This window comes from Actinokineospora pegani (assembly GCF_009745975.1).
In the GTDB taxonomy this organism is placed as follows: domain Bacteria; phylum Actinomycetota; class Actinomycetes; order Mycobacteriales; family Pseudonocardiaceae; genus Actinokineospora; species Actinokineospora pegani.
Genome location: NZ_WHOL01000119.1, coordinates 1 through 12,927 on the forward strand (window position 1 = coordinate 1; position 12,927 = coordinate 12,927).

Sequence of the window (12,927 nt, forward strand, 5' to 3'; positions counted from 1 at the left end):
ACCCTTGCCACGGTGACCCGCGGTCGGGTGCGAACCACCACTCTTCTGCGCCAACACCTGGGAAAAGCGGCTCTTCACGTCGTCGAGGGACGCGGCGGGATTCTTCTTGGCAGCCATAAGGCAGGCCTCCATGAGGGGTGCATGGCGCGACCGCTGACGCGGCTGGTCATCAACCGCCGTCCGGCGAGCGCCACGCAGCGTGGGCTCACGACGGGTGCGGCTTGGGACGACCTGGCGCGCGATCGCGTGGTCGGATGGAGTGCATGCGAGGGACACCGGCTCGGTGGCGGGTGTCGACGAGAGTCCCCTGGGACGCTAGTGGTCCGTCATCGGGGATGAGGTCTCGTGTTCTCAGAGGCGCATGGCAGGAATGATGCCATCCCGCGCGCTTGTTGGTCAAGGGGGAACCGGGATTCCGCTACAGATCTAGGGTTGCGGGTACAAGTCCCGGTAGGCCAGGAGGTCGCCCCACGGCGTGGACACCGTCTCGGCGGCGAGCACGGCGCGGGCGATGGCGCGGGCGAAAACCGCCGGCACGGCGGCGATGGCGGACTCCGCCTCCCCGCCGGACCCGGTGGCCGCGGCGAAGATGGTGTCGCCGTCGGAAAGGCCGTGCGACGGCCGGATGGCCAGCGCGAGCCCGTCGTGCGCGGTCTCGGCGAACCGGGCGGCCTGCCCCCTGGTCATCGGCGCGGACGTGGCGACGACGCCGATGACGGTGTTGAGCGGCGCGCGGAACTCGCGGGCGGCGACGCTGTCGGCCAGGCGCCGCTGTCCCTCGGCGACGACCTCGACGTCAAGCGGCGCGAGGGCGAACTCGCCGGGCAGGCCGTGCGCGACGCCCAGCGGGAGCCCGGTGACCGGGTCGACCGCCGGGTGGTGGGAGTTCATCCCGACGACGGCGCCGACCACCGTCCCGTCGTCGAGCAGCACCGACGCGGCGCCCAGCCCGCCCTTCATCTGCGCGGTCAGCGCGCCCGTGCCCGCCCCCGCGTTGCCGACCGCGACCGGCCCGGACCCCGCCGCCCCGGCCGCGGCGAACCCGTCGGCCGGGCCGGGGTGGGCGGTGAAGTCGCCGCCGCGGCCGAGGTCGAACAGGGCGGCGGTGGGGACGACGGGGTCGGCGCCGGGGCGGTGGCGGGTCACCCAGTCCAGGACGCCGTGCGCGGTGGACAGGCCGTAGGAGCTGCCACCGGTGAGCAGCAGCGCGGCCACGGACGGGCCGTCGCGGCGCGGGTCGAGGGCGGGGGTGTCGCGCGTGCTGGGGCCGCCGCCGCGCACGTCGACGACGACGGTCGAGCCCTCGGGCAGCAGCACGGCGGTGCACCCGGTCAGCGCTCCCCCGCCGACGCGGGTGCTCTGGCCGACCAGCACACCGGGGACGTCGGTCAGGTCGTTGTGCTCACCCGCGCGCATGGTCAGACCTCCGGTAGCCGGGGCACCGCGTCGAGCAACGCCCGGGTGTAGGGGTGTTCGGGCGCGCGCAGGACGTCGGCGGTCGCGCCCGCTTCGACCGCCACGCCGTCCTTGAGCACCAGGACGCGGTCGCAGAGCTGCTGCACCACACCGATGTCGTGCGACACCAGGACGAGCGCGAGCCCGAGCCGGTCGACAAGGTCCTGCACCAGCGCCAGCACCTGGGCGCGCACGACCACGTCGAGCGCGGAGAACGGCTCGTCGGCCAGCAGCACGGCGGGCTCGGGCCCCAGCGCCCTGGCGATGGCGATGCGCTGGCGCTGCCCCCCGGAGAACTGGTGCGGGTACCGGCTCGCGGCGTCGGCGTCGAGGCCGACCGAGGCCAGCAGCTCCGCCACCTTGGCGGTGTGGTCGCCCGGCACCGCCAAGCACTCCAGCGGCTCGCGGACGCTGTCGCCGACGCGCATGCGCGGGTCGAGGGAACCGAAGGGGTCCTGCGGCACCATCTGCACCTCGCGGCGGAACCAGCCCAGGCCCCCGCCGGGCCGCACGGGTCGGCCGCGGAAGACGACCTCGCCCGCGTCCGGCCGGTCCAGGGCCAGCAACAGCCGCAGCAACGTCGACTTGCCGGAGCCGGACTCGCCCACCACCCCGAGCCGCTCCCCCGGCGCCAACGCCAGCGAGACGTCGCGGACGGCGTGGCGGACGGCGGCGGGGCCGAACACGGACCGGCGCGGGAGCCGGAACGAGCGCGTCAGCCCGGAAGCGGTCAGCATCAGGCCTCCCGGCGGAAGGACGCGGCGCGGGCGGCGGTCAGCAACGTGCGGGTGTACTCGTGCCCGGGCGCGCGCAGCACGCTGTCCAGTTCCCCCTCTTCCAACACCTTCCCCTTCCCCAGCACCAGCACCCGCCGCGCCACCCTGGCCAGCACGGCCATGTCGTGGGTGATGAACACCAGCGCCGTCCCGTGCTCGTCGACCAACCGGTCCAGCAGCGCCAGGATCTCGGCCTGGACCGTCACGTCCAGGGCGGTCGTCGGCTCGTCGGCCAGCAGCAGCGCGGGGCCGCAGGCCAGGGCGGCGGCGATGCCGACGCGCTGGAGCTGGCCGCCGGAGAGCTGGTGGGGGTAGGCGCGGGCGGTGTGGGCTGGATCGGGGAGTCCGACGTCGGCGAGGAGGTCGACGGCCCTGGTCCGGGCGGCGCGGCGGGTGAGCAGACCGTGGTGGTGCAGGGGCTCGGCGACCTGGCGGCCGACGCGCATGAGGGGGTTGAGGGCGGTGCGCGGTTCCTGGAAGACCATCGCCAGCTTCCGGCCGCGCAGCGCGGACAGGCGTCGGTCGCCCAGGCCGACCAGTTCCCGGCCGTCGAGGGTGATCGAGCCGGTGACGGTCGCGCCCGCCGGGAGCAGGCCCAGCACGGCCAGGGCGGTCAGCGACTTGCCGGAGCCGGACTCGCCGATCAGGCCCAGCCGCTCGCCCGGGTCCAGGGTGAACGAGACGCCGTCGACGAGGACCGCGCCGCCGATGCCGACGGTCAGGTCGCGCACTGCCAGCAGGGTCATCGCGCCAGCCTCGGGTCGGTGGCCTCGCGCAGCGCGTCGCCGAGCAGGTTGAAGGCCAGGACGGTCAGGGCGACGGCCAGGCCGGGCCAGATCACCAGCAGCGGGCGGGCGGCGATGTGCGCCTGCTGCTCGTGCAGCATCCCGCCCCACGACGGCGACGACGGCGAGCTGCCGTAGCCCAGGTAGGTCAGCGCCGCCTCGACCAGCACGGCCAGCGCCATGACCAGCGAGAGCTGCACGATCAGCGTCGGGGCGATGTTGGGCAGCACGTGCCGCCGGATGATCCGCGCCGTGCCCGCCCCGCCGACCCGCGCGGCCAGCACGTAGTCCGAGCCCCGCACCGAGGCGATCTCCGCCCGCGCCACCCGGGCGACGGCCACGCCGAACCCGGTGCCGATCGCGACGACGACGGTGCCCAGCGAGCTGCCGTAGACCGCCGCCAGCACCATCGCCAGCAGCAGCGTCGGGAAGGCGATCAGCACGTCGATCAACCCCACCGCGGGCCCGCTCACCCACCCGGGGCCCAGCGCGGCGAGCAGCCCGAGCAGCAACCCCACGACCGCCGCGACCAGCGCCGCGCACACGGCGACGACCATCGTCTCGCGCGCGCCGACGAGCAACTGGCTGAACTGGTCGTGCCCGATCCGGTCGGTGCCGAGGACGTGCCCGTCGGTGAACGGCAGCAGCCACGCCTTGCCCGGATCGGTCCGCAGCGGGTCGAACGGCGTCCAGAACGTCGACACGATCGCGGCCACCGCCAGCAGCCCGATCCAGATCAGCCCGAACGCGCCCGCGGGTCTGCGCAGCACTGAGAGCAGAACGGTCATCGCACCGCCCCGGACCTCGTGGCCCGCAACCGGGGGTCGATCAGCCGGTGCGCGACATCCACCAGGAGGCTGATCAGCAGCACCGCGGCGACCACCAGGAACACCTCGCCCTGGACCTTCACCAGGTCGCGGTTGCCCACGTCGGCGACGAGCATGCTGCCCACCCCCGGCAGCGTGAACACCCGCTCGACCACGACCGCCCCGACGATCAGCGTCGCCAACTGCACGCCCAGCACGGACACCACCGGCAGCGCGGCGTTGCGCAGCCCGTGCGCGCGCAGCGCCTGCCCCCGGGTGAGCCCCTTGGCGCGGGCGGTGCGCAGGAAGTCCGAGTGCAGCACACCGAGCACGGCCGAGCGCACGAACCGCAGCAGCACCGCGCCCTCGGTCAGGCCCAGCGCCACGCACGGCAGCACCAGGCTCCGCACCGCGCCGACCGGGTCGTCCCAGCCGACCGGCGGGAAGCCCTGGGCGGGCAGCCACCGGAGCTGCACGGAGAACACCAGCGCGAGCACCAGGCCCAGCCACAGCGCCGGGACGGCGATGCCGACCTGGGACACCGCGCTGATCCCGGTGCCCAGCGCCGTGCGGTTGCCGACCGCGGCCCACACCCCGAACGGCACCGCGATCAGCACCGCCAGCACCGCCGCGCCCAGCACGAGCGGGGCGGTGACGGTCAGCTTGCGGCCCAGTTCGGCGCTGACCGACGCGCCGTTGAGCTGCGAGGTGCCGAGGTCGCCGCCCAGCGCCCCGGTCAGCCACGCCCAGTACTGCTGGACCAGGGGCCGGTCCAGCCCCAGCTCGGCGCGGATGGCGGCCAGCCGCGCCGGGGTGGCGTCGATGCCCGCGATGGTGGCGGCGACGTCCCCGGGCAGCAGCCGCAGCAGCGCGAAGACGAGCACGCTGGCCGTCAGCAGCGCCGCCGCGAACAGCGCCACCCTGCGCACGAGCCAGAAGCTCACTCGCCGACCGCGATGCCGCTCACCGGGAACCGGTTGGTGGTCTCGGCGGTGGGCACGCCGTAGACGCCCGCGCGGACCACGGTCCGGGTCTCGTTGAGGAACAGCCAGTCGGTGGCCGCGTCGTCGGAGGCCTGCTTGGCGACCTTGCGCAGCAGCGCGTCGCGCTCGCCGTCGGAGGCGGCGGTGCGGGCGGCGGCGTAGTCGGCCTGGACCTGCGCGTTGTCGTAGCCGAAGTAGTAGTCCGGCTTGGCGTAGTTGCCGATGTCGCGGGCCTCGGCGTGGTTGACGACGCTGAGCTCGTAGTCGTGGTTGGTGAACACCCGGGTCAGCCAGGTGGGGAACTCGACCTGGCGCACGGTCAGGGTGACCCCGACCTCCTTGAGGTTGGACACCAGCACGTCGGCGATCGCGCGCGGGTAGACGTTCGGGATGTCCAGGGTGACCGCGAGGTTCGACTGGCCCGCCTTGGCCAGCAGCTCCCTGGCCGCGGCCGGGTCGTGGGAGTCGGTGGCGGTGAGGTCGGTGTGCCACGGGTCCTGCGGCGGGACCGGCCCGCCGATCTTGATGCCCGCGCCGTAGGCGGCGATCACGTCGTCCTTGTTGATCGCCTTGCGGAAGGCGTGGCGGACGTCGGGGTTGTCGAACGGGGCGCGCTTGTTGTTGAGGGCCAGGGTGAACTTGTCCGTCGTCGTTCCCTTGTAGACGGTGAAGCCGGGGTTGCCCTCGAACGGTTGCAGCAGCGTCGCGTCGGCGGCGGTCTGCACGTCGGTCTGCCCGGTGGTCTGGGCGTTGTTGGCGGCGTTGGCCTCGGGGATGTAGCGCAGGACCACCTTGGAGTTCTTGGGCGTGGCCCCCCAGTACCCGTCGAAGCGGGTCAGGGTGATGTCCGCGCCGCGGTTCCAGGCGCTGATGGTGTAGGGGCCGGACCCGTTGTCCTTCGCGTCGAGCGCGGCGAAGTCGGTGCCCTGCTTGTAGACGATGCCGCCGCGCTGGGTCAGGTTCCACAGCAGGAACGTGTCGCGCTGCTTGAGGTCGACCTGCACCGTCGCCGCGTCCGGCGCGGACACCCCGGCGACGGAGGCGAACTCGGCCGCGCGCAGCGCCGTCGAGCCCGGTGCGATCTGCTGCCGCAACGACCAGACGACGTCGGCGGAGGTCACCGGTGAGCCGTCGTGGAACGTCGCGCCGTCGACCAGCTCGAACGTGTAGCCCAGCCCGTCCGGCGAGACCTCCCACGAGCTGGCGAGCCGGGGCACGACCTCGCCGTCGTCGACGCTGACGAGCCCCTCGTAGACGTTGTCGAGGAGCAGTTGGTCGACCGCGACCCCGGAGGTGGGGAACGGGTTGAGGCTGACCGGCTCCAGGATCATCCGGACGGTGACGACGGCGTCCAGGTCGAGCTGGTCGTCCGGCGGCGTGGCGGCCTGGGAGGCGCCGGGGCCGGTCTCACCGCCGCCGCCACCGGTGCCGCAGGCGGTGGCGGTGGTGGCCGCGAGCAGTGCGGCGGTCAGCCAGAGCAGGGGACGCATCGTGCTAGCTCCTCGGGGAGAGTGCCTGGTCCAGGTCGGCGATGAGGTCGGCGACGCCTTCGAGGCCGACCGAGAGCCGGACCAGCCCGGGCGTGACGCCCGCGGCGCGCTGCTGCGCCTCGTCGAGCTGGGCGTGGGTGGTGGAGGCCGGGTGGATGACCAGGCTGCGCAGGTCGCCGATGTTGGCGAGGTGGCTGAACAGGGCAAGCCGCTCCACCAGCCGCTGCCCCGCCGCCCGGTCCGCCAGCTCGAACGAGAGCACCCCGCCGACGCCGAGCGGCAGGTAGCGCCGCGCGGCGGCGTGCCACGGGTTGTCGGGCAGCCCGGCGTAGTGCACGCGGGAGACCTCCGGGCGCGCGGCGAGCCAGCGCGCGACCGCGGCGGCGTTGGCGCTGTGGCGCTCCAGCCGCAGCGACAGCGTCTCGATCCCGTTGAGCAGCAGGAAGGAGTTGAACGGCGACACCGCCGGGCCGAGGTCGCGGACCAGCCTGGTGCGCAGCCGCATCGCGTAGGCCACCTCGCCGAACTCGCTGAACGCCAGGCCGTGGTAGGTCGGGTCCGGCGCGGTCAGCCGGGGCCAGCGGGCGGGGTCGGCGGTGAAGTCGAACCGGCCGCCGTCGACGACCACGCCGCCGATCACCGCGCCGTGGCCCGCGAGGAACTTGGTGGTCGAGTGCACCACGATGTCGGCGCCGTGCTCCAGCGGCCTGCACAGGTACGGCGTCGGGATCGTGTTGTCGACGATGAACGGCACCCCGTGCGCGTGGGCGACCTCGGCCACCGCGGCGATGTCGAGGACGTTGCCGCCCGGGTTGCCGATCGTCTCGGCGTAGACCGCGCGGGTGTTCGGCCGCAGCGCCGCCCGCCACGCCCCGGGGTCGTCCTGGTCGGTGACGAAGGAGACCTCGATGCCCAGGTCGGCGAAGGTGTGCTCGAGCAGCGTGCGGGTGCCGCCGTAGAGCGAGGCGCCCGCGACGACGTGCTCGCCCACCCTGGCCAGGTTCAGCAGCGCCAGGGTGGTGGCGGACTGGCCGCTGGCGACCGCGACCGCCCCGGCCCCGCCCTCGAGGTCGGCGACCCTGGCCTCGACCACGGCGGTGGTCGGGTTGGACAGTCGCGAGTAGGCGTGGGTCTGCCGGTCGCGCAGCTCGAAGGCGGCCACGGCGTGCTCGGTGTCGCGGAAGGCGAACGAGGTGGTCGCGTAGACCGGGGTGGCGCGGGCGCCGGTCGCCGGGTCCGGCTGGGCGCCCGCGTGCACCTGCCTGGTCTCGAACCGGTGCTGCCCGCTCACCGGCGCTCCCCCAGCACGTCCGACCACCAGCGCGCGGCGACCTCGGGGTGCGACCGCAGCCAGCCCACGACGGCGTTGGCGCCGAAGGCGGCGTGCAGCGGGTTGTCCGCGTCGTCGCTGACCCCGCGGGCGCGGGCGGCCAGCTCGGCGGGCAGCTCGATCGGCTCCACCACCGCGTCGAGGCGCGGCCCGAGGAAGAACGGCACGGAGAACCGCTCCACCCCGGCGGGCGGGCTGAGCACCCGGTGCCTGGTGGCGGTGAGGTAGCCGCTGGTGGCGACCTCCAGCATCTCGCCGATGTTGAACACGAAGCTGCCCGGCACCGGCGCGACGTCGAGCCACGAGCCGTCCGCGCGCTGCACCTGCAGCCCGCCGACCTCGTCCTGCTGCAACAGCGCCAGGTAGCCGTAGTCCTTGTGCGCGCCGACGCCCTGCTCGGCCTCGGCGGTGGGCCTGCCCGGGTAGCGGACGATCTTGACGTGGGTGGAGGCCTCCTCGTCGAACCACCGGTCGAAGTGGTCCTCGGCGGCGCCCAGCGCGGCGGCCAGCGCGCGCAGCACCTCGCGGCTGACCCGCAGCGCCTCGGCCTGCCAGGCCAGCACGACCGCGCGCAGGCCGGGCAGCTCCGCCGGCCACTGGTTCGGGCCGATGAGCCGCTGCCAGTCGTGCTCGGGGCGCTCGACGACCGCGCGCTCGGGGCCGATGTCGATCTGCTCGCGCCAGTCCCGCGCGCCCGCGGTGTACTCGTGGCCTGTGCGGGTGTACCCGCGGAACTGCGGCGAGTTGACGTTCTCGATCGCCAGCCTGCGCTCCTCGGGCAGGGCGAAGAACTCCTTGGCCGCGGCGAAGACGCCCTCGGTCAGACCTGGGTCGACACCGTGGCCGACGACGTAGAAGAAGCCGACCTCGTGCGCCGCGTGCCGCAACTCGTCCAGGAACGCGGCCCGGTCCGGACCCCGGAACCGGGAGACGTCGATCAACGGCAGAGCCGCCACCTGCTGCGAACCGCTCATACCCAGACCCTAGGACCCCGGCTGGCGGCCGTCTCACCGCCTCCCACATGCCGGACCCACGACAGCGGCGCCAACCACGGAAGACCCAGCCCGACTGGGCGTGGCCCCGTCAACCGGGGTGATCCTCGGCTCTCTCGAGGTCGCCCCGGCCTGCCGGTCACTGGCTGGGTCCGGTGGCCGCACCGGTGCCGGTGCCCACGGCGTTTGCCCTGGTCAGACCGGGGTCGGCGGGACCAGCGCGGCAGTGCCCGCGCAGCTCGCCCACGATCGGACCCCCATTACATTCGCCCGGGTGCCCCCCACCCGCGTTCAACGCGCCCCGATCGCCGCGTTGGCCACCTCCTCCTTCATCTTCGTCACCGCCGAGACCCTGCCAGTCGGGCTGCTGCCGGAGATCGCCCAGGGCGTGGGCGTGTCCGAGGCGCGCGTCGGCTTCCTGCTGACCTCCTACGCCGCGCTCGCCGCGATCACCACCATCCAGGCGACCGCGCTGACGATGCGGGTGCGGCGACACCGGCTGATGGTCGTGCTGGCGCTGGTCTTCGCGGTCTCCCAGGCGGCTGCGGCGGTGGCTCCCACCTTCGAGGTGCTGGTGGCCACCCGGCTGGTGACCTCGTTGGCGCACGGGGTGTTCTGGTCGACGCTGGCCCCGGTCGCGGCGCGGTTGGCACCGCCTGGCCAGGCGGGGAGAGCCACGTCGTTGGTGTTCGTGGGCAGTTCGGCGGCGCTGGTGCTGGGCGTGCCGCTGGGCACCGCGCTGGGGCAGGCGGCGGGGTGGCGCACGGCGGTCGGGACGCTGGCCGCGGCCGGGGCGGTGAGCGCGGTGGCGCTGCTGGTCCTGCTGCCCGTCCTGTCCGGGTCGACGGGGTCGGGCACGGGGGCGCGGCCGCGGGCGGCGGCGGCCGTCGTGCGCTCGCCCGGGATGGGTGTGGTCTGCGCGATCACCGTGATGGTCGTGGTGGGGCAGTTCGCCGCGTACACCTACATCGCGCCGCTGGTGCGCGAGTCCGGTGGGCTCGACGGGTTCGCGCTGAGCGCGCTGCTGCTCGGCTACGGGGTGGTCGGCCTGCTGGGCACGGTCGCGGTCGGGCACGTGGTGGACCGCCGCCCCGGCGTGGTGCTGGCCGGGTCGACCTTCGCGGTGGCCGCCGCGTTGGCCGTGCTGGCGCTGGTCGACGGCCCGGTCGCGACGACGGCCGCCGTGCTGCTGTGGGGCGTGGGGTTCGCCGGGGTGCCGGTGTCGTTGCAGGCGTCGGTGCTGCGGGTCGCGCCGCACGCGCAGGACGCCGCGTCGGCGGTGTACGTGGTGGCGTTCCAGGTCGGGATCGGGTCCGGGGCCTGGGTCGGCGAACAACTCGTCGGCGGGGGGCGCCTCGACCTGGTGGCCCCGCTGGCGGCGGTCGTCGCCGCGCTGAGCGGGTTGGTGGTGCTGGTGTCGCGGCGGACCTTCCCCAGGGGTCAGTCGACCAGCAGCACCGCTTTGCCGCGCGTGTGACCGGTCTCCACCTCGCGGTGGGCGGCGGTGGCCTCGGTGAGCGGGAAGGTCTTCGACACCACGTGGCGCACCTGCCCAGCGGCCGCCAGTCCGGCCAGCCGAGCCAGCAGCGCCGCCGACCGCGCACCGCGCACCCGCCGGATGCCATGCTCGGCCACGGCGGCGTCGTCCACGGTCGTGCCGATGCGGGCGCGGTCGGCGACCAGGTCCAGCGAGACGAGCACGGCATCGCCGCCCACCAGGTCGAGCACGGCGTCCACGCCCGCCGGGGCCAGCGCGCGCACCCGGTCGAGCAGCCCCGGGCCGTACTCGACGGGGACGGCCCCCAGGTCGGCCAAGTGGTCGTGGTTGCCCCTGCTCGCGGTGCCGATGACCGTGGCGCCCGCAAGCCTGCCGAGTTGGACCGCCAGGCCGCCGTCACCCCCTGCGGCGCCGTGGACCAACAACGTCTCGCCCGGTCCGACCCCCAGGTCGCGCACCCCGGTGGCGGCGGTCTGCCCGGCCGCCGACAGCGACCCGGCGGCCGCCCACCCGAGCGCGGCGGGCTTGGCCACGACGGCGCCGGCGGGGACCGCGATCCGCTCGGCGTAGGCCTGCGGCGCGGTGAAGCCGAGCACCTCCTGCCCGACCAGCACCCCGTCCACATCGGGCGCCACCGCCGTGACGACGCCCGCGAACTCGTTGCCCAGCCGCTGCGGGAACACATCGCCGTCCGCGGCGAACCAGCCCGCCCGGATCTTGCAGTCGACTGGGTTCACCCCCGCCGCGCGGACATCGACAACGACCTGCCCCGCCCCGGGCACCGGAGACTCGACGTCGATCACGCCCAGCACCTCCGGCCCCCCGTACGCCGACAGCGCGACAGCCCTCGTCACGAGGTCCCCACCCCCTGTTGCTCATCCCCTTTGCAACACCAGGAAAGCACGAACGGCCGAGCGCACGGCTCGATCCGCTTCGGACTCCGAGACCGGCAACGCGCCGAACAGCGACCGCGTCCCCACCGGCGAGTGCGCCGGGCCGCGCTTTCCTCGACGCCCGCTGCTCCGTGGGCGTTCAGGGCCCGGAAACGCCGAACGGCGCCCGACCGGGTGGTCGGGCGCCGTTCGGGGAAAGTCACTTCGCGCGCTTGCCGTACCGCTTCTCGAAGCGGGCGACCCGGCCGCCGGTGTCCATGATGCGCTGCTTGCCGGTGTAGAACGGGTGGCAGTTCGAGCACATGTCGACGTACAGCGAGCCCGAGGTGTTGGTGCTGCGGGTGGTGAACTTGACACCACAGCTACAGGTGACCTCGATCGGGGCGTACTCCGGGTGGATGCCGCTCTTCATGGTGTCTCTCCTCGTCCAGTGGTCGTCGGGTCCCCTGCGCGGGGTGAACCGAAACCGGTGTGCGACCCATTGTGCCAGGCGCATGCGACGAGCACGCAGGCGACCAGCGCCACCACCCCCAGGACCAGCCCGGACAGCCGCAGGCCAGCCGTCCCGACCAGGCTGGGACCACCCGCCAGCAGCGCCCCGACCCCGGCGAGGGCGATGGTCTCCATGGCCAGCCGCGCGGTGTTGAACAGCCCCGACGCCGCCCCCACCTGCTCGGGCGCGACCAGGCCGAGCGCCTGGCCGTCGAGCAGCCCCATCGTCAGCCCCACCCCGATCCCGACCAGCAGCGAGGCGGCCACCAGCCACCACCCCACCGAGGGCCGCGCGGCGGTCAGCACCAACGCGCCCACCCCGGTCAACGCCAGCGCCCCGACCACGACCCGCCCCACTCCCCGCCGCACCAACACGGCGCTGACCAGCGGCAACACCACAACCGGCCCGGTGAGCGCGAGCAGCCAGACCCCCGCCTCGCCACCACCGAGCCCGACGACCTCGATCAGGTACGACGGCAGGTAGACCACCAGCGGCACCAGCACGACCATGAACACCCCCGCCGCCAGCGCCAACGCCGCGAACCGCCGGTCCCGCAGCAGCCCGAGGTCGAACAACGGCTCCGCCCGCCGCCGCTCGACCAGCACGAACACCACCGCCACCACCCCCGCGGGCGCCAGCCACCCCAGCGCCTCCTCGGTCAAGGCGGCGATCACCATGACCAGAGCGGCGATGGACAACCCGGCGCCCAGCCAGTCGACCCGCCGCCCCCGCTCCCCCACCGACGCGGGCAGCAGCGGCACCAACCCCAGCGCCACCAGCGCGACCGCGGCGGGCACGACGAACACCGCGCGCCACCCCCACACGTCGACCAGCACCCCGCCGACCGCCGTCCCGAACGCCTGCCCGGCGCCCAGCACGACCCCCACGAGCCCGAACACCCGAGCCCGCCCGGCCCCCTCGAACGCGGCCGCGAGAATCGCCTGCCCCCCGGTCACCGCCGCCGCGGCCCCCACCCCCGCGACGAACCGGACCAGGTCGAGCACAACCACATCGGTGGCCAACGCACTCACCAGACCGGCCACGGCGAACACCGCGAGCCCGCCCGCGTAGACGAGCCTGCGACCCACCACATCGGCCAATGACCCGGTGAAGACCAAGAACGCGGCGAAGGCCGCGTTGTAAGCGGTGACCACCCACCGCACCCCGGAGCCAGAGGCCCCCAGATCAGCCCCGACGTCCGGCAACGCCACCGATGCGCCGGTGATCGTCAGGGGGAAGAGAAGAACAGAAGTCAGAACAACGGCGGCCACGACCGCCGGACGAGCACCAGGCACGAGTCCCTCGCAAAGGTTCCGCGGACAGGAGGTATCCGCCCACCCGCTATCGCGGGTGGGCTGTGTCCGCGGAGCTAGACCGCGTATTTGGCGGCGGGACGGCGCTCAAGCACGCCGAGAAGCTAGCAACA

12 protein-coding genes are annotated in these 12,927 nt (G+C 74.1%); 1 reads left to right on the forward strand and 11 read right to left on the reverse strand.

Going from position 1 to position 12,927, the window contains the following annotated elements:
• Positions 1–426: 426 nt before the first annotated feature.
• Genes GCL84_RS25650 through GCL84_RS29515 form a run of 8 tightly spaced genes read right to left on the reverse strand, consistent with a single transcriptional unit; the run spans position 427 to position 8,599 of the window.
• On the reverse strand, positions 427–1,416 hold the full coding sequence (locus GCL84_RS25650; RefSeq protein WP_156758129.1) for a P1 family peptidase: 990 nt from the start codon (positions 1,414–1,416) through the stop codon (positions 427–429).
• A 2-nt stretch (positions 1,417–1,418) separates the two neighbouring features.
• On the reverse strand, positions 1,419–2,192 hold the full coding sequence (locus GCL84_RS25655; protein ID WP_156758130.1) for an ABC transporter ATP-binding protein: 774 nt from the start codon (positions 2,190–2,192) through the stop codon (positions 1,419–1,421).
• Complete coding sequence (locus GCL84_RS25660) at positions 2,192–2,977, reverse strand: ATP-binding cassette domain-containing protein (RefSeq protein ID WP_156758131.1); 786 nt, start codon at positions 2,975–2,977, stop codon at positions 2,192–2,194. The genes GCL84_RS25655 and GCL84_RS25660 overlap by 1 nt, the downstream gene beginning before the upstream one ends.
• The gene (locus tag GCL84_RS25665) at positions 2,974–3,804 is read right to left on the reverse strand and encodes an ABC transporter permease (RefSeq protein ID WP_156758132.1); all 831 of its coding nucleotides are present in this window, start codon (positions 3,802–3,804) and stop codon (positions 2,974–2,976) included. The genes GCL84_RS25660 and GCL84_RS25665 overlap by 4 nt, the downstream gene beginning before the upstream one ends.
• The gene (locus GCL84_RS25670) at positions 3,801–4,766 is read right to left on the reverse strand and encodes an ABC transporter permease (protein WP_156758133.1); all 966 of its coding nucleotides are present in this window, start codon (positions 4,764–4,766) and stop codon (positions 3,801–3,803) included. The genes GCL84_RS25665 and GCL84_RS25670 overlap by 4 nt, the downstream gene beginning before the upstream one ends.
• The gene (locus tag GCL84_RS25675; protein WP_156758134.1) at positions 4,763–6,295 is read right to left on the reverse strand and encodes an ABC transporter substrate-binding protein; all 1,533 of its coding nucleotides are present in this window, start codon (positions 6,293–6,295) and stop codon (positions 4,763–4,765) included. The genes GCL84_RS25670 and GCL84_RS25675 overlap by 4 nt, the downstream gene beginning before the upstream one ends.
• 4 nt (positions 6,296–6,299) lie before the next feature.
• Entirely contained in the window at positions 6,300–7,586 is a 1,287-nt protein-coding gene (locus GCL84_RS29510) for an O-acetylhomoserine aminocarboxypropyltransferase/cysteine synthase family protein (protein ID WP_197523505.1), read from the reverse strand.
• Positions 7,583–8,599 (reverse strand): isopenicillin N synthase family dioxygenase, encoded by a 1,017-nt coding sequence (locus GCL84_RS29515; RefSeq protein ID WP_197523506.1) that lies wholly within the window; start codon positions 8,597–8,599, stop codon positions 7,583–7,585. The genes GCL84_RS29510 and GCL84_RS29515 overlap by 4 nt, the downstream gene beginning before the upstream one ends.
• A gap of 292 nt (positions 8,600–8,891) precedes the next feature.
• Between GCL84_RS29515 and GCL84_RS25685 the strand changes: the two genes are divergently transcribed.
• Positions 8,892–10,094 carry an MFS transporter gene (locus tag GCL84_RS25685; RefSeq protein WP_156758135.1) on the forward strand — a complete coding sequence of 401 codons (1,203 nt, stop codon included), beginning with the start codon at positions 8,892–8,894 and terminating at the stop codon, positions 10,092–10,094.
• On the opposite strand, the gene GCL84_RS25690 is transcribed toward GCL84_RS25685, so the two are convergent.
• From GCL84_RS25690 to GCL84_RS25700, 3 genes are all read right to left on the reverse strand, one after another.
• Positions 10,058–10,969: an NADP-dependent oxidoreductase gene (locus GCL84_RS25690; RefSeq protein WP_156758136.1), complete on the reverse strand. Its 912-nt coding sequence runs from the start codon at positions 10,967–10,969 to the stop codon at positions 10,058–10,060. The genes GCL84_RS25685 and GCL84_RS25690 overlap by 37 nt on opposite strands.
• Before the next feature lie 238 nt (positions 10,970–11,207).
• Positions 11,208–11,420 carry a 50S ribosomal protein L31 gene (rpmE, locus tag GCL84_RS25695; protein ID WP_156758137.1) on the reverse strand — a complete coding sequence of 71 codons (213 nt, stop codon included), beginning with the start codon at positions 11,418–11,420 and terminating at the stop codon, positions 11,208–11,210.
• Positions 11,417–12,796: an MFS transporter gene (locus GCL84_RS25700; RefSeq protein WP_328618791.1), complete on the reverse strand. Its 1,380-nt coding sequence runs from the start codon at positions 12,794–12,796 to the stop codon at positions 11,417–11,419. Before GCL84_RS25700 ends, rpmE begins: the two co-directional genes overlap by 4 nt.
• Positions 12,797–12,927: the final 131 nt, after the last annotated feature.

Coding starts and splice junctions, on each gene's coding strand:
- GCL84_RS29515 (WP_197523506.1), bottom strand. CDS start 8,599: ATGAGCGGTTCGCAGCAGGTGGCGGCTCTGCCGTTGATCGACGTCTCC.
- GCL84_RS25675 (WP_156758134.1), bottom strand. CDS start 6,295: ATGCGTCCCCTGCTCTGGCTGACCGCCGCACTGCTCGCGGCCACCACC.
- GCL84_RS25650 (WP_156758129.1), bottom strand. CDS start 1,416: ATGCGCGCGGGTGAGCACAACGACCTGACCGACGTCCCCGGTGTGCTG.
- GCL84_RS25665 (WP_156758132.1), bottom strand. CDS start 3,804: ATGACCGTTCTGCTCTCAGTGCTGCGCAGACCCGCGGGCGCGTTCGGG.
- GCL84_RS25660 (WP_156758131.1), bottom strand. CDS start 2,977: ATGACCCTGCTGGCAGTGCGCGACCTGACCGTCGGCATCGGCGGCGCG.
- rpmE (WP_156758137.1), bottom strand. CDS start 11,420: ATGAAGAGCGGCATCCACCCGGAGTACGCCCCGATCGAGGTCACCTGT.
- GCL84_RS25655 (WP_156758130.1), bottom strand. CDS start 2,192: ATGCTGACCGCTTCCGGGCTGACGCGCTCGTTCCGGCTCCCGCGCCGG.